This is a genomic window from Streptomyces gottesmaniae, assembly GCF_031845845.1.
Classification (GTDB): Bacteria; Actinomycetota; Actinomycetes; order Streptomycetales; family Streptomycetaceae; genus Streptomyces; species Streptomyces akebiae.
The window spans coordinates 1-19,394 of sequence record NZ_JAVRFJ010000055.1 but is presented as its reverse complement, the minus strand read 5'-3'; the positions used below and the strand labels follow the sequence as shown (position 1 = coordinate 19,394).

The following is a 19,394-nucleotide window of genomic DNA, read 5'->3' as shown; positions in this document are numbered from 1 at the left end:
GCTCAGCCGTTAGTGTGGGCCCTCGTCCGAGACGTCCCGCTGTCCTCGCCGGACACAGACGTCCACCGCAGTCCATCGAACCGGGGCCCGTACCTCGATGTCCGTGCACAGCCACACCGCAGCTCACCACGACGCTGCCACTCCCGAGTTCCCACGTCACGTGGTGACCGCGGTCCTCGTCGCGCACGACGGCGCGCGCTGGCTGCCCGACGCGCTCGCCGGGCTGCTCGGCCAGGAGCGCCCCGTGCAGAGCGCCATGGCGGCCGACACCGGCAGCGCGGACGAATCCGCCCAGCTCCTCTCCGACGCACTCGGCGCGGACCGCGTCCTGCACCTCGCCCGACGCACCGGCTTCGGCCAGGCCGTCGAGGAGGCCAACCGCACCGCGGGCGTCCTCACCCAGGACGACCTGGCGTACCTCCGGCGCCCCAGCGGCTGGGACCCGGTCACCCGCAGCTGGCGCGACGACGCGTACGACATGCCCGAACTCCCCCACGGGGAGCCGGTCCAGTGGCTGTGGCTGCTGCACGACGACAGCGCCCCCGAACCCGACGCCCTGGCCCAGCTGCTGAGGGTCGTGGAGAACGAACGCGAGCTGGGCCGCGACGACGTCGCCGTCGTCGGACCCAAGCTGCGCGGCTGGTACGACCGCCGGCAACTCCTGGAGGTCGGCGTCACCATCGCCCCCTCCGGCCGCCGCTGGACCGGCCTGGACCGCCGCGAGCAGGACCAGGGACAGCACGACCACGTCAAGCCCAGTCTCGCCGTGTCCACCGCCGGCATGCTGATCCGCCGCGACGTCTTCGAGGAGCTGGGCGGCTTCGACCGCCGTCTGCCCCTCATGCGGGACGATGTCGACCTGTGCTGGCGCGCCACCGCCGCCGGGCACCGCGTGCTCGTCGCCCCCGAGGCGGTCGTCCGACACGCCGAGGCCTCCTCGCGCGAGCGCCGCACCGTCGACTGCGTGGGCCGCAGCGCCGCCTCCCCGCACATGGTCGACAAGGCGGGCGCGGTCTACACCCTCCTCGTCAACTCCCGTACCGCGCAGCTCCCCTGGGTGCTGCTGCGCATCGTCCTCGGCACCCTGCTCAGGATCGTGGCGTACCTCGTCGGCAAGGTCCCCGGACAGGCCGTCGACGAGATCCGCGGCCTGCTGAGCGTGCTGCTGCGGCCCGAGCGGATCATCGCCGGGCGGCGCAGGAGAGGCCGCTCGCAGCTGGACAAGGGCGAGCTGCGGCCGCTGTTCCCGCCCCCCGGGGCGACCGTCCGGGCCACCGTCGAACAGGCCGCCGGTGATCTCTTCGGCCATTCCGACACCGAGACCTCCCCGGCCGGACGGCACGGCGGCGCGGTCGAGTCGGGCCCCGGCGACGACGACGCCGAGTTCCTCCAGGTCGAGCAGTTCGCGCGGCTCAAGCGCGTCGCACGCGCCCCCGGCCCCGTGCTCTTCGCCCTCCTGCTGCTCGCCTCGCTCGTCGCCTGCCGCGGACTGCTCGGCGGCGGCGCGCTGGCCGGCGGCGCCCTGCTGCCCGCGCCCGCGGACTCCGCCGAGCTCTGGTCGCGCTACCTGGACGCGTGGCACCCGGTCGGCGCGGGCGGCGCCGAGGCAGCTCCGCCGTATCTGGCCGTCGTGGCCATGCTCGCCTCGCTGCTGTTCGGCTCCGCCGGGCTCGCGGTGACCGTCCTCCTCGTGGCCTCCGTCCCGCTGGCCGGGTTCACCGCGTACTTCGCCTCCCGCCCCCTGGTCGAGTCCCGGTTGCTGCGCGCCTGGGCCGCGATCGTGTACGCCTTCCTGCCCGCCGTCACCGGCGCGCTCGCGACCGGGCGCCTGGGCACCGCCGTCCTCGCGATCCTGCTGCCCCTCATCGCCCGCGCGGGCGCCGCGGCCGCCGGGCTCACGAGCAGCACGGGGGCGCGCGGCAGCTGGCGTGCCACCTGGGCGTACGCGCTGCTGCTGACGATCACCACCGCGTTCACCCCGATCGTGTGGCCCATCGCGCTGCTCCTCGGCCTCGGGCTCCTCGTCGTCCGCCGCCGCGAGCTCACCGCCTACGGCCCGCGCTTCCTCGCCCAGCTGGGCACCCCGCTGCTGCTCCTCGCCCCCTGGTCGCTGACCCTGCTGCCGTTCGGTTTCTTCCAGGAGGCCGGCCTGGAGTACGGCCCGAGCACGGCCTCGGCGACCGACCTGCTCGGCATCAGCCCCGGCGGACCCGGCACGGTCGGCGGGCTGACGCTCATCGGTGTCGTCCTGGCGGCGCTGGCCGCCCTCCTGCGATCGGAACGACAGCCGGCGATCCGGACCGCCTGGACGGCCGCCCTGGTGGCCCTCGTCCTCGCGGTCCTCTCCAACAGCTCCACCTGGGCCGGCCCCGCGACCCTGGTCTACGGCATCGCCCTCCTCGCCGCCGCCACCCTGGGCGCCGACGGGGCCCGCCACCGTGTGGCCGAGCAGAGCTTCGGCTGGCGCCAGCCCGTGGCCGTGCTCATCGCGCTCGCCGCCGCCGTCGGCCCGTTGCTGGCCGCCGTCGGATGGGTGATCGGCGGCGCCGACGGGCCCCTGGAGCGCCGCGACCCCGTCCAGGTGCCCCCGTTCGTCGCCGAGGAGAGCGGCACCCGCGACCAGGCCCGCACCCTGGTCCTCGACAGCGACTCCACCGCCGAGGTCGGCTACACCCTGGTCCGCGGCTCCGGCGTCCGCCTCGGCGACGCCGAACTCACCGCCGGCGCCGGGGAGAACGAGCAGCTCGACAAGGTCGTCGCCAACCTCGTGGCGGGCTCCGGCGCCGACCAGACCGACGAACTCGGCGGCTTCGCCGTGCGTTACGTCCTGGTCAGGCCGGGCGCGCCCCGCGAGGTCAGCCGGGTCCTGGACGCCACGCCCGGCCTGAGCAGGCTCAGCCAGCAGGACGGCAGCGCCCTGTGGCGGGTGGACCGTCAGGTCGCGCGGGTCACCGTCGAGTCCTCCTCCGGCGCCCCCGAGGCCGTCGCCGCGGGCCCCGTCGAGGTGCACACCACCCTTCCGTCCGGCAGCTCGGGCCGGGTCCTGCGTCTCGCCGACACCGCCGACGAGTCCTGGACGGCCACCCTCGACGGCAAGCCGCTCACCCCGACCACGGTCGACGGCTGGGCCCAGGGCTTCCGACTGCCCGTCGACGGCGGCAGGCTGGACGTGACCTTCGACGCCCCGGTGACCCACACCGGCTGGCTGTGGACCCAGGGCTCGCTCGCCGTCGTCCTCGTGGTCCTCGCCCTGCCCGGCCGCCGCCGTGACGTCGACGACGACCTCCCCGACGAGCCCGTCGCGGTGCCCGCCCAGGACCTCACCGGCGACGGCCGACGCGCCCGCCGACTGCGCGCCCAGGCGGAGGCGGAGGCCGAACACTCCGCCGACGCCGGCCTGCCGGCCCCCGTGCCGGAGGCCCCGGTCGCGGCCCCCGTCCCGCAGCAGCAGACGTACGGGGAGTGGGCGACCGGGGACCGAGTGGGCGCCGAGTACGGCCACTACGACCAGGCCTACCAGGGCGGACAGCAGTACCCGGCGGGCACCTACGACCAGCAGCACTACCAGGGCGACCCCTACCAGGGCGGCCAGTACGACCCGTACGCCACCTACGGCGGCAACACGGCCTCGTACGACCAGACGTACGCCCAGGGCTACGACGCGACGTACGACCCGTCGCACGGCACCGGCGCCGACACCGAGCGCCCCGACGGGAGCCAGCAGTGAACCGCCAGACCCTGTCCCTGATCGCCGGCGCGACCGCCCTCGCCGCCGTCACCGGCTTCGCCACGCTCTCCGCGCCCGACACCTCCGGCGGCGACACCACGGCGAAGGCGGCCGCCCAACTGCCCGTGCAGCGCACGAGCCTGCTCTGCCCGCAGCCGAGCAGCTCGGACCTCGCGGAGACGGCGTACACCGCCTTCACCCCCGTCACCGAGGGAACGGGTGGCGAAGGCGGCGCCGAACTCGTCGCGGCGGCCGGGGGAAAGGCAGCCTCCGACACGGGCGACGACGGCGAAAAAGACGGCACTGGTGACAAGGGTGACAACAGCGGCAAGGACAAGGCCGCCAAGCCGGTCATCGAGGCCAAGGAGCCCGGCAAGCCCGTCACCGACGACACCGACGGCGGTGACTCGCCCGCGCTGATCGGCACGGCCGAGGGGAAGTTCGCGCCCGGCTGGACGGTCCAGGAGACCACCGAGGTCGCCGCCGGCACCGGCCGCGGGCTGCTCGGCGTCAGCTGTGCCGCCCCCGACACGGAGTTCTGGTTCCCGGGCGCGAGCACGGCCGCGGACCGCACCGACTACGTCCACCTCGTCAACCCGGACGACTCGGCGGCCGTCGTCGACATCGAACTCTTCGGCAAGGACGGCGCCCTGAAGTCGACGGTGGGCGACGGCATCACGGTCCAGCCCAGTTCCAGCGAGCCGGTCCTGCTGTCGACGCTCGCCACGGCGAAGGAGGCCGACCTCACGGTCCACGTCAACGTCCGCAGCGGCCGGGTCGCCGCCGCGGTCCAGGCCCTCGACGACAAGCAGGGCGGCGACTGGCTGTCCGCCGCGGCCGACCCGGCCGGCAGCCTCGTCCTCCCCGGCATCCCGCGGGACGCCACCTCGGTCACCCTCGTCGCCTTCGCCCCCGGCGAGACCGACGCCGACCTGAAGCTCCGTCTCGCCTCCCCCAACGGCCCGATCACCCCGGCCGGCAACGAGACGCTGCACGTCAAGGGCGGCATGACCGCCACCGCCGACCTGGGCGCCATCACACGCGGCGAGCCCGGTTCCCTCATCCTCACCCCCACCGACCGGGCGGTCCCGGTGGTGGCCGGCCTCCGCGTCGTCCGGGGCAAGGGCGCCGCCCGGGAGACGGCCTTCATCCCGGCGACCCGCGCGGTCGGCGCGCGCGCCACGGTCGCCGACAACCGCGCCAGGGGCACCACCCTGGCCCTCACCGCGCCCACCGCCGCGGCCAAGGTCAAGGTCACCGCGTCCGCGGGCAGCGGGGGTGGCGAGGCCACGACGAAGACCTTCACGATCAAGGCCGGCACCACCCAGAACGTCGAGATGCCCGCCCCGAACGGCCTCAAGGGCACCTACGCCCTCACCGTGGAGTCCACGTCCGGCGGCCCCGTCCACGCCTCCCGCACCCTCGAATCCAAGCTCGACGGCGTCCCCGCCTTCACCATCCAGACCCTCCCGGACGACCGAGGCATGGTGGCCGTCCCGGAGGCCCGCCAGGACCTGTCGATCCTGCAGCGTTAGGCGGGTGGCTCTGGCGTGGCTGTCCGCACCCCTGGCTTTTCAGGGGCGCGGGGCACTGCGCGAGAACCCCCACCGGACGGACGCTGGGGGTCGAAGGGGCGCAGCCCCTGGTGGAGGGGACGGGACGGGTAGGGGCGGCGGGGGCGAGACCCTCCCAGGCGCCCCCGCCAGGCCGGTCAGTCCTCCCCGTACCGGGGATCCACAGTCTCCGGGTTCAGCCCCAACAACTCGGCCACCTGCTCCACCACGACCTCGTGCACCAGCGCGGCCCGCTCGTCCCGCCCCTTGGTGCGAATCTCCACGGGCCGCCGGTACACGACCACCCGGGCCGGCCGCCCCTCCCGCGCCACCACGATCCCCCCGAGCGGCACCGCCTCGTCGTTCCACGCCCCGTCGGAGGGCCCGTCGAGCCGCGGCACCTCCAGCACGAGGAAGTCGATGTCCGCCAGCTGCGGCCACCGCCGCTCCAGCCGCTCCACGGAGTCCTGCACGAGATCGGCGAACACGTCCGCACGACTCGCCGCGAGCGGCACCTGTGGCGGCGCGATGGGCCCGCGCATCCCCCTGCCGTGCCGATCTCGGCGGCGGGGCCCGGGTGCGGAGGCGGCGCGGGGCGGTACGAGGTTGTCCATCACCTGTGAAGCGTAGTCCCCGCGTGGTCCGCCCGCCCGACTCCACACTCCCGGCCGCGCCCCCGACCCGACGCCACTGACCTGGCATGTCCAACCGGCTCGCCGTACGGCGGTGCCCCGGCGCGCCGTACGGCCTGTCGCGGGATGACCATTCCGGCCAAGGTTGGGCTCGTTTCCGTATCTCCACGAGACCGACGAACTCACGCCAATTGACCTGGTTTATACCGAAAATTGACCGGTCTTGGCACCGTTCGGCATCCCGGACGCGCGGTTACTCGCAGGTCAACGCGGTGGGTTCGGAGGGGCGTGTGGGGCGTTTCACAGCACGACACGGTGGAGTGACCTGGTGCAGAGTCGTCGCGGCCCGCTCAAGAGTGCGGTACCGTCCAACGTCGTGAGCCCTGTACGTCGCTGTTCGCGCACCGCTTGCGGCCGCCCCGCCGTCGCGACGCTGACGTACGTCTACGCCGACTCGACCGCGGTCCTCGGCCCCCTCGCCACCTACGCCGAACCCCACTGCTACGACCTGTGCGCCGAGCACTCCGAGCGCCTCACCGCGCCGCGCGGCTGGGAGGTCGTACGGTTGCTGGACGCCTCGGCCCCCGCGCGCCCCAGCGGTGACGACCTGGAGGCGCTCGCCAACGCCGTGCGTGAGGCGGCCCGTCCGCAGCAGCGTGCGGCCGAGGCCGGTGGGGGCGCGCGCGGCGCCGACCCGATGGAGGTCGCCCGCCGCGGCCATCTCCGGGTCCTGCGCTCGCCCGACAACTGACCTCACTCCCCGACAACTGACCTCATTCGCGGGGCCGTTGTGGTGATCCCGTAGCCCTGCCCGGCGTGGTGCCCCGTCGCCGATGCCGCCGTGGCTCTTTCCGTTCGCACCGTCCCGCTCGCCGACGCAGACGTGTTGACGCCGCGTCGGCGCGGACGCGATCATTCCGGGTGCTCGTGCCGTGAGAAGCCGCTTCCGCATCGCGGAATTCCGGGAGGCTCCCGTGTACGTCCAGCAACTGGAACCCGTGGCCGGTTCACTCGGCCTGTCCGCCCTCGTCGCGACCCTGCCTCTCGTCACCGTCCTGGTGCTGCTCGGCGGTGTGCGACTGAAAGCCCATCTGGCAGGCCTGGTCGGCCTTCTGACGGCCGTTCTGGTCGCCTGGCTCGCCTTCCGCATGCCGCTCGGCCAGACGCTCTCCAGCGCCGCCCAGGGGGCCGCGTTCGGCCTCTTCCCGATCATGTGGATCGTCGTCAACGCCCTGTGGGTGTACCGCATGACCGTCCACACCCGCCACTTCGACATCCTGCGCCGCTCCTTCGGACGGCTCTCCGACGATCCGCGCATCCAGGCGCTCGTCGTCGCGTTCTGCTTCGGCGCGCTCCTGGAAGCCCTCGCCGGCTTCGGCGCGCCGGTCGCCATCTGCTCCGTCATGCTCGTCGCGCTCGGCTTCGAACCGGTGAAGGCCGCCGTGGTCGCCCTGGTCGCCAACACCGCGCCCGTCGCCTTCGGCGCCATGGGTACCCCGGTCGTCACCCTCGCCCAGGTCACCGAACTGCCCCTGGACACCGTGGCGTCCGTGGTCGGCCGCCAGACCCCGCTGCTCGCCCTCGTCGTGCCCCTGGTCCTGGTCTGGCTCGTCGACGGCCGGCGCGGGCTGCGCGAGACCTGGGTGCCCGCCCTCGCGTGCGGACTCGCCTTCGCCGTCGGCCAGTTCATCGCCTCCAACTACGTCTCCGCGCAACTCGCCGACATCGGCGCCGCCCTGCTGGGCGCGGGCGCCCTCGTCGCCGTACCGCACGCCCGCCGGCCCGCCGCCGAGCCCGTACGCTCCGCCGTCCTGACCGGCGTACGCAGCGAGGACCTCGACGAGCAGGACCCGCCACGCGAAGTCGCGCGCGCCTACGCCCCGTACGCGCTGATCGTCGTGATCTTCTCCGTCGCCCAGGTCCCCGCCGTGAAGGACTGGCTGGCCGGGGCGACCCAAACCTACGACTGGCCCTTCCTGAACGTCGCGGACGCCGAGGGCGACCCTGTGGGCGGCAACGTCTTCACCTGGCCCATCGGGTCCACCGGCGGCACGCTGGTGCTGCTCGCCGGTGTGTGCACGGCCGTGGTCCTGGGGGTGCACGCGCGCGTGGCGGTCAGGGAGTGGGCGGCGACGGTCCACGAACTGCGGTTCGCGATCCTCACCGTGACGTCCGTGCTCGCCCTCGCCTACGTCATGAACCTCTCCGGACAGGCCGCCACCATCGGCCACTTCGTGGCGGCGGCCGGCGCGGGACTCGCCTTCCTGTCGCCCGTGCTCGGCTGGTTCGGCGTCGCGGTCTCCGGCTCGGACACCTCGGCCAACGCCCTGTTCGGCGCCCTCCAGGTGAGCGCGGCCCGCGAGTCGGGCCTGTCCCCGGAACTGCTCGCCGCCGCCAACAGCTCCGGCGGAGTCCTCGGCAAGATGATCTCCCCGCAGAACCTGACCATCGCCTGCGCCGCCGTCGGCCTCGCCGGGCGCGAGGGCGACCTGCTGCGCAAGGTGCTGCCGTGGAGCCTGGGGCTGTTGCTGGTGATGTGCCTGATCGTGGTGGGGCAGAGCACGCTCGTACTGGAATGGATGCTTCCCTGAGGCTCTTCCGCCGGATCTGCGCCGCCCCGGCGGTGACCTGGAGGTCCCACCGTCGGCCGTCGGCCCGCCCGGGTAGTTTGGGGCGATCCGGTGGGGACTTCAGGAGGGCGTGGCCATGGCGGCTGATCTGTCGACGATCGTGAAGGCGTACGACGTACGCGGGGTGGTCCCGGACCAGTGGGACGAGCCCCTGGCCGAGCTCTTCGGGGCGGCCTTCGCCCAGGTGACCGGCGCCGACGCCGTCGTGATCGGCCACGACATGCGGCCCTCCTCACCCGGCCTGTCCCGGGCCTTCGCCCGCGGGGCGGCGGCGCTCGGCGTGGACGTCACCGAGATCGGCCTGTGCTCCACGGACCAGCTCTACTACGCCTCGGGCGCGCTGGACCTGCCCGGCGCGATGTTCACCGCCTCCCACAACCCCGCCCAGTACAACGGCATCAAGATGTGCCGCGCCGGCGCCGCCCCCGTCGGCCAGGACACCGGCCTCGCCGAGATCCGCGAGCTGGTCGAGGGCTGGAGCGAGTCGGGAGCGCCCACACCGGCCGCCACGCCGGGAACGATCACCCGGCGGGACACGCTGGAGGACTACGCGGCGCACCTGCGCGGCCTCGTCGACCTGACTTCCGTGCGCCCCCTGAAGGTCGTCGTCGACGCGGGCAACGGCATGGGCGGTCACACCGTCCCCACGGTCTTCGCGGGCCTGCCGCTGGACCTGGTCCCGATGTACTTCGAGCTGGACGGCACGTTCCCGAACCACGAGGCCAACCCCCTCGACCCGGCGAACATCGTCGACCTCCAGAAGCGCGTCCGCGAGGAGGGCGCCGACCTCGGCATCGCCTTCGACGGCGACGCCGACCGCTGCTTCGTCGTCGACGAGCGGGGCGACGCCGTCTCGCCCTCCGCGATCACCGCCCTGGTCGCCTCCCGAGAACTGGCCAGACACGGCGGCAAGGGCACGGTCATCCACAACCTGATCACCTCCTGGTCCGTCCCGGAGGTGGTGCGCGAGAACGGCGGCACGCCGGTGCGCACCCGGGTCGGGCACTCCTTCATCAAGGCCGAGATGGCGAGATCCGGTGCCATCTTCGGCGGTGAGCACTCCGCCCACTACTACTTCGCGGACTTCTGGAACGCCGACACGGGCATGCTGGCCGCCCTCCACGTCCTCGCCGCCCTCGGAGGCCAGGACGGCCCCCTCTCCGGCCTCCTCGCCCAGTACGACCGCTACGCCGGCTCCGGCGAGATCAACTCCACGGTCGCCGACCAGCCGGGCCGCCTCGCCGCGATCCGCTCCGCGTACGAGGGCCGCGAGGGCATCACCCTCGACGACCTCGACGGCCTGACGGTCTCCGCCGCCGACTGGTGGTTCAACGTCCGCCCCTCCAACACGGAACCGCTGCTGAGACTGAACGCGGAGGCCAGGGACGCGGCGACGATGGCGAAGGTGCGGGACGAGGTGCTGGAGATCATCAGGGCGTAGGACCGACGCGCCGGGCGCCCCGACGCTCACAACGGGGCGCCCGACGCGGGGACGGCGAGTGCAGGGGCGTCGGGGGCGGAACCGCCCCGCCCCCCAACCCCGGCGCCAACCTCCGTACGGCGGTACTCTGACCAGGCCGCACCGCACGAATCCGCCCCCGAAGGGACCCCGACATGCCGCTCGAAGCCGGCCTCCTGGAGATCCTCGCCTGCCCGGCGTGCCACGCCCCCCTGACGGAGGAGGACACCGAGCTGACCTGCACGAGCCAGGAATGCGGCCTCGCCTACCCGATCCGGGACGGCATCCCCGTACTCCTCGTCGACGAGGCCCGCCGCCCCGCGTGATCCACGCGATCACGCTCCCCGCGCGAGGCGTAACCCCGCACGAGCCGGAAACCCGGCGAAAAGGCGCATCAGGGCACCCGGCGATCGGAGGCTGCCGCCCATGCTCGACGAATCGCTTCTAGACACCCCCGACGCCTTGTCGGAGGCGGACCGCCGCGACCTGCTCCGCGGCGCCGCCGAGGCAGGCGCCCGGGTCCGCACGGCCATCCGTCTCGGCACCGAGGCCGGCATCCCGGACCTGAAACCGGACGGCCGCCCCCGCGCCCTCATGATCGCGGGCCCCGGCATGGCCTCCGCGGGTGTCGCCGATCTGCTCGGCGCCCTCGCGGGATCCAGTTGCCCCATCACCCGCCTCCACCCCACCGGCGTGGCCCCCGCGGCGGGCGCCCTGCGCTGGGAACTCCCCGGCTGGGCGGGCTCCGTCGACCTCCTCCTGATCGCCACCGCCGACGGTGCCGAACCCGGCCTGTCGCTCCTGGTCGACCAGGCCTACCGACGCGGCTGCACGGTCGTCGCCGTGGCCCCGCCCCGCACCCCGGTCGCCGAGGCCGTGGAAGGTGCTCACGGACTCTTCGTACCGATGGCGACCAGCCCGTACGAGCAGGAGGTGCCCCTCGGCGCCGCCGCCCCCGGCGTGCTCTGGGCGCTGCTCACCCCGATGCTCGCGCTGCTGGAGCGCACCGGCCTGGTCGCCGTCGCGCCGGACGCCCTGCAGAAGGTCGCCGACCGCCTCGACCACGTCGCCGAGCGCTGTGGCCCCGCCATCGCCACGTACAGCAACCCGGCCAAGACACTCGCCGCCGAGCTGGCCGACTCCCTCCCGCTGATCTGGACCGAGGGGCAGGCCGCAGGGCCCGTGGGCCGCCGTTTCGCCTCCGCGCTCGCCGAGCTCGCGGGGCGCCCGGCCCTCGCCGCCCAGCTGCCGGAGGCGCTCGCCTCGCACACGGTGCTGCTGTCCGGTCCGCTCGCCGCGAGCGCCGACCCCGACGACTTCTTCCGCGACCGAGTCGAGGAAGCGCCCGCCCTCCACGCGCGCGTGGTGCTCCTCCGCGACCGGCCGACCGGCGGCCTGACCGCCGCCCCGGCCGCCCGCGAGCTGGCGCTCGGCCACGACACCGCGATCAGCGAGCTGGAACCCGAGGAGGGCAGCGACCTGGAGACCCTCGCGGAGATGATCGCCATCACCGATTTCGCCGCCGTTTACCTGTCGCTCGCTTCCCGAGCCTGAACCTTACGGACGCTTCCGGAACCCGATCCTTTCGGACGCTTCTGGAACCCGATCCTTTCGGACGCTTCCGGAGACTGATCCGCACGGAGCCCGACGTCGACCGGGCCCGACCTCGACCGGGGCCCCGGCCGGCTCCCCACGTACGGAGAAACACACACCATGGACCGCCTCGACAACACCGTCCGCCCCTACGCCTGGGGCTCGACCACCGCCATCCCGCAGCTCCTCGGAGTGGCCCCCACCGGCGAGCCGCAGGCGGAGATGTGGATGGGGGCCCACCCCGGCGCCCCCTCGCGCACCGGGCGCGGTCCCCTCACCGAGGTCATCGACGAGGCACCGGAACGCGAGCTGGGAACCCGGACGGTCGAGAAGTTCGGCCCTCGCCTCCCCTTCCTGCTCAAACTCCTCGCCGCCGGCGCCCCGCTCTCCCTCCAGGTTCACCCCGACCTCCGACAGGCCCGGGAGGGTTACGAGGACGAGGAGCGGCGCGGCATCCCGATCGACGCGGGCCACCGCAACTACAAGGACGCCAACCACAAGCCGGAACTGATCTGCGCCCTCACGGAGTTCGACGGCCTCTGCGGCTTCCGCGAACCGCTCCGGGCCGCCGAACTGCTGGCCGCCCTCGACGTCGACTCCCTCAAGCCGTACGTCGACCTCCTGCACGCCCACCCCGAAGAGGCCGCGCTGCGCGAGGTGTTGACCGCCGTCCTGGGCGCCGACCCCGAGGAGACGGCCCACACCGTCACCGAGGCCGCGGCAGCCTGCGCCCGCCTCGGCGGCGCCTACGCCCCCTACGCCGACATCGCCCACCACTACCCGGGCGACCCCGGCGTCATCGCCGCCATGCTCCTCAACCACGTACGCCTGCAGCCCGGCGAGGCCCTGTTCCTCGGCGCCGGCATCCCGCACGCCTACCTCAACGGCCTCGGCGTCGAGATCATGGCCAACTCCGACAACGTCCTGCGCTGCGGCCTCACCCCCAAGCACGTCGACGTCCCCGAACTCCTGCGCATCGTCCGCTTCGAGGCGACCGACCCGGGCGTGCTGCGTCCGGAAGCGTCCCCGGACGGCGAGGAGGTCTACGAGACGCCCATCGACGAGTTCCGCCTCTCCCGCTTCGTCCTCCCCGAGGCAACCGCCCCGCACGATCTCACCCGCGCCACCCCGCAGATCCTTCTCTGCACCGCCGGTTCGGTCCGGGCGGGCGAACACACGCTCGCCCCCGGCGAGTCCGTCTTCGTCCCCGCGGACGAGAAGACCGAGGTGTCCGGACCGGGCACGCTGTTCCGGGCCACCGTGATCGCGTGACGACCTGGCACCTCCCGATCCACGACCCGACGCACCGACACCGGGCCGGGCTGCAACAATGCCCCCTGCAAAAGGCGGGCAAAGCCCGGCCGGTGACGGACGGAAGCGTGGGTACCCATCCCCACGCACAGGCATACGCGTAGGCGAAGGGACACCTCGGACACATGAGCGCGTCAGGCGGCACCAAGGCGATCGTGGCGGCACTCGCCGCCAACCTCGCGATCGCGGTAGCGAAGTTCGTGGCGTTCCTCTTCAGTAACTCGTCGTCGATGCTCGCCGAGTCCGTGCACTCGCTCGCCGACTCGGGCAACCAGGCCCTGCTGCTCCTCGGCGGCAAGAAGGCCAAGCGCGAGGCAACCGCGGAACACCCGTTCGGCTACGGCCGCGAGCGCTACATCTACGCCTTCCTCGTCTCCATCGTCCTCTTCTCCGTCGGCGGCATGTTCGCCCTCTACGAGGGCTACGAGAAGATCAAGCACCCGCACGAGATCGAGGCCTGGTACTGGCCGGTCGGCGTCCTGGTCTTCGCGATCATCGCCGAGACCTTCTCCTTCCGGACCGCCATCAAGGAGTCCAACGTCCTGCGGGGCAAGAAGTCCTGGACCGAGTTCGTCCGCCACGCCAAGGCCCCCGAGCTGCCCGTCGTCCTCCTGGAGGACCTCGGTGCCCTCGTCGGCCTGATCCTCGCCCTCGGCGGCGTCGGCCTCGCCCTCCTCACCGGCGACGGTGTCTGGGACGGCATCGGCACCCTCTGCATCGGCATCCTGCTCATCCTGATCGCGATCGTCCTCGCCGCCGAGACCAAGTCCCTCCTCCTCGGCGAGTCCGCCGGCGCCGAGAACGTGGAGAAGATCGCCCAGGCCGTCGTCGACGGCGACACCGTCACCCGCGTCATCCACATGCGCACCCTCCACCTCGGCCCCGAGGAACTCCTCGTCGCCGCCAAGATCGCCGTCCAGCACGACGACACGGCCACCGAGGTCGCCAACGCCATCAACGCGGCCGAGGCCCGTATCCGCGAGGCCGTCCCGATCGCCCGCGTCATCTACCTGGAGCCCGACATCTACAGCGAAGCCGAAGCCGCCAAGGGTCCTGACCCCGAGGCCGCCCCCGGCGGACCGACCGCCCCCGCCGAGCACTGATCCACCGGCCCGTCCGGGCCACCCCACCAGGCACCGAGCACCGGGGCCCGTCGCGCGAACGGACGCGACGGGCCCCTGCCCGTTCCCGGCCCGTGCCGACTCCGTCCCGCACGCCCTCCGCTGCCCAACAGGCCGCCGCAGGGCCCCACAGGCCACACACACCTCGTCTTTCGGCTCGATCTGTACGCAGGCGGACTGGGGCAGGCCGGGCCCACCGGTGTAGCTTGGGACGGAGCCAGACGTCGCTGCTGATGGCGGTCGGGCGGTCCCACCGCGGACCGACCGAGGGAGAGAGGGCCTCCGACGGACTGCGCTGCGCGCACGCGGGCATGCCTGTGTCCTCTTCGGGGCACTCCTGTGTCCGCCGCCGCGCAGACCAGCCCTACCCACCCTCGACCCGACACCGAGGAGCAGTTCGCAATGACGACTGTCGACAACCGACAGGACTTCAAGGTCGCCGATCTCTCGCTGGCCGCGTTCGGCCGCAAGGAGATCACCCTCGCCGAGCACGAGATGCCCGGTCTGATGGCGATCCGCAAGGAGTACGCAGAGTCCCAGCCCCTGGCCGGCGCCCGCGTCACCGGCTCCCTGCACATGACCGTGCAGACCGCCGTCCTCATCGAGACCCTGGTCGCCCTCGGCGCCCAGGTCCGCTGGGCCTCCTGCAACATCTTCTCCACCCAGGACCACGCCGCCGCCGCCATCGCGGTCGGCCCGAACGGCACGGTGGACAACCCGCAGGGCGTCCCGGTCTTCGCCTGGAAGGGCGAGACCCTGGAGGAGTACTGGTGGTGCACCGAGCAGGCGCTGACCTGGCCTGACAGCCCCACCGGCGGCCCCAACATGATCCTCGACGACGGTGGTGACGCCACGCTCCTCGTCCACAAGGGCGTCGAGTACGAGAAGTCCGGCGAGGTCCCCGCGGTCGACACCGCAGAGAACGAGGAGCACCGCGTCATCCTCGAACTCCTGAACCGCACCATCACCGACGGCTCGCAGAAGTGGACCCAGCTCGCCTCGGAGATCCGCGGTGTGACCGAGGAGACCACCACCGGCGTCCACCGCCTGTACGAGATGCAGCGCGACGGCGTGCTCCTCTTCCCGGCGATCAACGTGAACGACGCCGTCACGAAGTCGAAGTTCGACAACAAGTACGGCTGCCGCCACTCCCTGATCGACGGCATCAACCGCGCCACCGACGTCCTCATCGGCGGCAAGACGGCCGTCGTCTGCGGCTACGGCGATGTGGGCAAGGGCTGCGCGGAGTCCCTGCGCGGACAGGGTGCACGCGTCATCGTCACCGAGATCGACCCGATCTGCGCCCTGCAGGCGGCGATGGACGGCTACCAGGTCACGACCCTCGACGAGGTCGTCGACAAGGCCGACATCTTCATCACCACGACCGGCAACAAGGACATCATCATGGCCTCGGACATGGCCAAGATGAAGCACCAGGCCATCGTCGGCAACATCGGCCACTTCGACAACGAGATCGACATGGCCGGTCTCGCGAAGATCCCGGGGATCGTCAAGGACGAGGTCAAGCCGCAGGTCCACACCTGGAAGTTCCCCGACGGCAAGGTGCTCATCGTCCTGTCCGAGGGCCGCCTGCTGAACCTGGGCAACGCCACCGGTCACCCGTCGTTCGTGATGTCCAACTCGTTCGCGGACCAGACCCTGGCCCAGATCGAGCTGTTCACCAAGCAGTCCGAGTACCCGATCGGCGTCTACACGCTGCCCAAGCACCTCGACGAGAAGGTCGCCCGCCTCCACCTCGACTCGCTCGGCGTGAAGCTCACGACGCTGCGTCCGGAGCAGGCCTCGTACATCGGCGTCGAGGTCGAGGGCCCGTACAAGCCGGACCACTACCGCTACTGATCCACCCGGCGGTGGACGCGTCCGATGCGTCGTACTCCGACCGTCGACGCATCCGCCTCGGCAGCAGCACCCAGGCAGGCCCCCGCACCCCCGTGCCGGGGGCCTGCCCGTTCGGCTCCTCTTCAGGCCCGTCGGCCGGACCAGCCCGTCAAGACCCAGGACCCCCATGCCCCGCGGCCGGTATTCGCTTCACGACCCGCACGACCACACCCTCCTCGCCGAGGAACACTTCCACTGCGCGCCCGGCCCGTCCGGCTGGCGCTATGTCTCCCAACTGACCGCCCCCTCCGGCGACCACGCCGGTTCCGTCGATCTGGCCCTCGACGAACTCGGCCGCCCCATCCGCCTGGAACTCCACGCCGCGAGCTGGCAGGTCCGCGGCGCCGCACTCGACGGCGTCACCTGGGTCCGCACCGACCCCACCGGCACGGAAGCCACCGAAGGCAATGTCCGCGCCCACGCCTTCACCGGCGCCTCCCCGGCGTTCCTCATCGCCACCGCCCGCCTGCTGCGCCTCACCCCCTCCGCCCCGGCCACCCGCGTACGCCTCGTCGCCTTCACCGACCCGGTCCTGGCCCCGCGCACCCTCGACCAGTCCTGGGCCTTGATCGACAGAGAAGCACACGCCACTGACAACGGCCCCCTGACCGTGGACGAATACCAGGTCACAGCCCTGGACACAGGCGAGCGGCACTCCGTTCACATCGCGGGCGACGTCGTTCTGGCGGCGCCCGGGATCGAGCTGGAGAACCTGGAGACCCCGCCGTCCACGTTCGACTGAGATCGGCGAGACCGGAGCCCCGGTGAAACCCGGTCCGGCCCGCACCGGCGGTGGCTGCGCGACTCAGGCGGGCGGGGCGAACCCGGTGCTCGGCCGCCCGGTGGACGGCGCTTGCGGCGGCTCGGGGGCGGGCGGAGTGCCGGGAGCGGCCGGGCCGGGAACGTCGGCAGCGATCCCGGAGCCGCCTGCGGGCGCGGCCGGGCTCACATACCCCCCAGGCGGCGCATACGCGGGAGCACTGGGCGGTTGTGCGTAGGGAGGCTGAACTGAGGGCGGCTGAACTGAGGGCGGCTGAGCGCCGGGCAAGCCGACCGCACCCGCCCCGGAAGCGCTTCGGAAAGCCTGACGGGCCTCCCGGGCCTGCCGCTCGTGCACCACGGCGGCCAGGTACGCGCCCGGCGGCACCCCGTACGGCGCGGGAGCCCCGGTACGGGCCGCGAGGTCCGAGGCGAGACGTTCCGCCATGGCCGCGCCGACGTGCGGGTCCAGCTGCCGCATCCGCGTCAGGTACTGGCGGATGGCCAGCCACAGCCCGTCCGGCACAGCGGACAGGTCGAGCGCGGCGAACTGACCCGCGAGCCACGGCGGGGGCGGGGGCACGAACGCCGCCCGCCCGGCCGGAACCCGCTCCCGCACGACCAGGGTCCCGGCGAACACGTCACCCAGCCGACGCCCCCGCGCCGAGACGAGCGAGGCGATGCAGGCGACGACCCCGAAGGTCATCAGGATCTCGACCACTCCGACCGCCCCGCGCACCAGCGCGTGCCGGAACCGGATCGGTCCCCCGTCGTCCCGCACCACCCGCAGCCCGCAGGCGAGCTTCCCCAGCGAACGCCCATGGCTCAGCGTCTCCACCGCGATCGGCCCGCCCACCAGGACGAGCAGGAAGCTCGCGATGGATATCGCCGTCTGCGCGGCCTCGTCGAGTCCGGCCGTCGACAGCACCAGGACCAGAACCACCGCGAGGTAGACGACCACGGCCACGACCAGGTCGAGCAGCACGGCCAGCGCCCGGCTCGGCAGCTTCGCGGGACGCAGCTCCAGCGCCACCGCCTCGCCCGTCACTAGCTCACTCACACCCGTAGTCCCTTCCGGATCCATCCCCTGACCTGCCCCGAGAGGGGCCAGTCTGCCAAGCTGAGGTCATATCGCACCGCAGTACGACCCGTACGACCAGTACGACCTGTGCGATCAATACGACAAGCCGGCACGTAGTGCGAGAGGGACGAGGAGCAGCACACCCGATGGACCTCGATGTCTTCGTGTCCGCCCATCGTGCCGAGTGGGACCGGCTCGACGCCCTGCTCCGCCGCCAGCGCCGTCTCGACGGAGCCGAGGTCGACGAACTCGTCGCCCTCTACCAGCGCACCGCCACCCACCTTTCACTGATCCAGTCGAGCGCTCCGGACCCGCAGCTCACCGGGCGTCTCAGCCAACTGGTGGCACGCGCACGCAGCGCCGTCACGGGCAATCGACGGGCCTCCTGGCGCGACGTCACCCGCTTCCTGACCCACGGCTTCCCCGCGGCGGTCTACCGCTCCCGTCACTGGTGGGTCCCCACCGCGCTGCTCTCCACCCTCGTCGCCGTGCTCCTCGGGTGGTGGATCGGCACCCACCCGGAGGTCCAGGCCAGCATCGCGGCCCCCGACGCGCTCCGCGAGATGACCCGCCCCGGTGGTCAGTACGAGACGTACTACTCGAGCCATCCCGCCGCGTCCTTCGCCGCCCAGGTGTGGACGAACAACGCCCAGGCTGCCGCGATGTGCCTGGTTCTGGGCATCTTCCTGGGCCTGCCGGTCCTCTGGATCCTGCTCCTGAACATGCTCAACCTGGGCGTCGGCATCGGCCTGATGACCTCGGCCGGCCGGCTCGACGTCTTCCTCGGCCTGATCCTCCCGCACGGCCTGTTGGAACTGACGGCTGTCTTCGTGGCCGCCGGAACGGGTCTGCGGCTCGGCTGGACCGTCATCGACCCAGGGCCCCGAACCCGCCGGTCGGCCCTGGCCGAGGAAGGGCGAGCCGCCCTGGGCATGGCAATAGGCCTGGCGCTGGTCCTCTTCGTCTCCGGCGCCATCGAAGGCTTCGTCACCCCGTCCGGCCTGCCCACCTGGGCCCGCATCAGCATCGGCGTCCTCGCCGAAGTCGCCTTCCTCGCTTACGTCTATGTCCTGGGCGGGCGAGCCGCACGAGCCGGTGACACGGGCGATGTCCAGGAACACGAACGCAGCGCGACGGTCCCCACAGCAGCCTGATGTGCGTTCACCCCCGTCGGGCTGTTAGTCTCCTCTTCGTTCCCGCAGGAGCTGTTGACACGGCCGATGTGGGGAGGTAGATTTACACAGTTGCCTAGAGGTGGACATACCCCAGGGCGGCAGTGAAAATCTATCGACTCCTCGCGAATGAGATGTCCCGAGCGAGTCCACCCGATGAATCAGGAACGAACAGCCGGTCAGACCGGTGAAAAACTTCTGATAAAGTCGGACTCACCGAAAGAAAGCCGCAAGGCAATCAATTGGTTAGGCCCTCCAACGGCCACCGGAAATGAATTCCGACCGGAAACGGAACGGAAAACGGATCTGGTAGGGTTGGAAACGCAAGATCGAAGGGAAACTGCCCGGAGGAAAGCCCGAGAGTAGCTTGGGTGAGTACAAAGGAAGCGTCCGTTCCTTGAGAACTCAACAGCGTGCCAAAAATCAACGCCAGATATGTTGATACCCCGTTCCCGGC

At 72.2% G+C, this 19,394-nt stretch carries 15 protein-coding genes; 12 read left to right on the top strand and 3 right to left on the bottom strand.

Features of this window, described 5'->3' with window-relative positions:
• The first annotated feature begins 97 nt into the window (after positions 1–97).
• Positions 98–3,727: a glycosyltransferase family 2 protein gene (locus RM704_RS40660; RefSeq protein ID WP_107072189.1), complete on the top strand. Its 3,630-nt coding sequence runs from the start codon at positions 98–100 to the stop codon at positions 3,725–3,727.
• Positions 3,724–5,262: a DUF5719 family protein gene (locus RM704_RS40655; RefSeq protein ID WP_033524820.1), complete on the top strand. Its 1,539-nt coding sequence runs from the start codon at positions 3,724–3,726 to the stop codon at positions 5,260–5,262. The genes RM704_RS40660 and RM704_RS40655 overlap by 4 nt, the downstream gene beginning before the upstream one ends.
• A gap of 176 nt (positions 5,263–5,438) precedes the next feature.
• On the opposite strand, the gene RM704_RS40650 is transcribed toward RM704_RS40655, so the two are convergent.
• Complete coding sequence (locus RM704_RS40650) at positions 5,439–5,894, bottom strand: metallopeptidase family protein (protein ID WP_107072191.1); 456 nt, start codon at positions 5,892–5,894, stop codon at positions 5,439–5,441.
• 346 nt (positions 5,895–6,240) lie between these two features.
• Between RM704_RS40650 and RM704_RS40645 the strand changes: the two genes are divergently transcribed.
• The 9 genes from RM704_RS40645 (at position 6,241) to RM704_RS40605 (ending at position 16,667) form a co-directional block, all read left to right on the top strand.
• The gene (locus RM704_RS40645; protein ID WP_033524818.1) at positions 6,241–6,663 is read left to right on the top strand and encodes a DUF3499 domain-containing protein; all 423 of its coding nucleotides are present in this window, start codon (positions 6,241–6,243) and stop codon (positions 6,661–6,663) included.
• Positions 6,664–6,886: 223 nt separating this feature from the next.
• Positions 6,887–8,503 carry an L-lactate permease gene (locus RM704_RS40640; RefSeq protein ID WP_033524817.1) on the top strand — a complete coding sequence of 539 codons (1,617 nt, stop codon included), beginning with the start codon at positions 6,887–6,889 and terminating at the stop codon, positions 8,501–8,503.
• A 115-nt stretch (positions 8,504–8,618) separates the two neighbouring features.
• Positions 8,619–9,983 (top strand): phosphomannomutase/phosphoglucomutase, encoded by a 1,365-nt coding sequence (locus RM704_RS40635; RefSeq protein ID WP_033524816.1) that lies wholly within the window; start codon positions 8,619–8,621, stop codon positions 9,981–9,983.
• A 173-nt stretch (positions 9,984–10,156) separates the two neighbouring features.
• Complete coding sequence (locus tag RM704_RS40630; RefSeq protein ID WP_078936902.1) at positions 10,157–10,327, top strand: Trm112 family protein; 171 nt, start codon at positions 10,157–10,159, stop codon at positions 10,325–10,327.
• A gap of 100 nt (positions 10,328–10,427) precedes the next feature.
• The gene (locus RM704_RS40625) at positions 10,428–11,555 is read left to right on the top strand and encodes an SIS domain-containing protein (RefSeq protein ID WP_033524815.1); all 1,128 of its coding nucleotides are present in this window, start codon (positions 10,428–10,430) and stop codon (positions 11,553–11,555) included.
• Between the two features lie 159 nt (positions 11,556–11,714).
• Positions 11,715–12,866, top strand: coding sequence for a mannose-6-phosphate isomerase, class I (gene manA, locus RM704_RS40620; RefSeq protein WP_033524814.1), 1,152 nt, complete (start codon positions 11,715–11,717; stop codon positions 12,864–12,866).
• 164 nt (positions 12,867–13,030) lie between these two features.
• Complete coding sequence (locus RM704_RS40615; protein WP_033524813.1) at positions 13,031–14,008, top strand: cation diffusion facilitator family transporter; 978 nt, start codon at positions 13,031–13,033, stop codon at positions 14,006–14,008.
• A gap of 420 nt (positions 14,009–14,428) precedes the next feature.
• A complete protein-coding gene (ahcY, locus tag RM704_RS40610) occupies positions 14,429–15,886 on the top strand; it encodes an adenosylhomocysteinase (RefSeq protein ID WP_033524812.1) in 1,458 nt (485 codons plus the stop codon).
• A 166-nt stretch (positions 15,887–16,052) separates the two neighbouring features.
• The gene (locus RM704_RS40605; RefSeq protein WP_033524811.1) at positions 16,053–16,667 is read left to right on the top strand and encodes a hypothetical protein; all 615 of its coding nucleotides are present in this window, start codon (positions 16,053–16,055) and stop codon (positions 16,665–16,667) included.
• 63 nt (positions 16,668–16,730) lie between these two features.
• Here RM704_RS40605 and RM704_RS40600 read toward each other — a convergent pair whose 3' ends face one another.
• Entirely contained in the window at positions 16,731–17,744 is a 1,014-nt protein-coding gene (locus RM704_RS40600) for an RDD family protein (protein ID WP_033524810.1), read from the bottom strand.
• Between the two features lie 167 nt (positions 17,745–17,911).
• Here RM704_RS40600 and RM704_RS40595 point away from each other — a divergent pair, with 167 nt between their 5' ends.
• Complete coding sequence (locus RM704_RS40595; protein WP_033524809.1) at positions 17,912–18,919, top strand: stage II sporulation protein M; 1,008 nt, start codon at positions 17,912–17,914, stop codon at positions 18,917–18,919.
• Positions 18,920–19,175: 256 nt separating this feature from the next.
• On the opposite strand, the gene RM704_RS40590 is transcribed toward RM704_RS40595, so the two are convergent.
• Positions 19,176–19,394: hypothetical protein (locus RM704_RS40590; RefSeq protein ID WP_311592892.1), on the bottom strand; the 219-nt coding region annotated here is incomplete at its 5' end.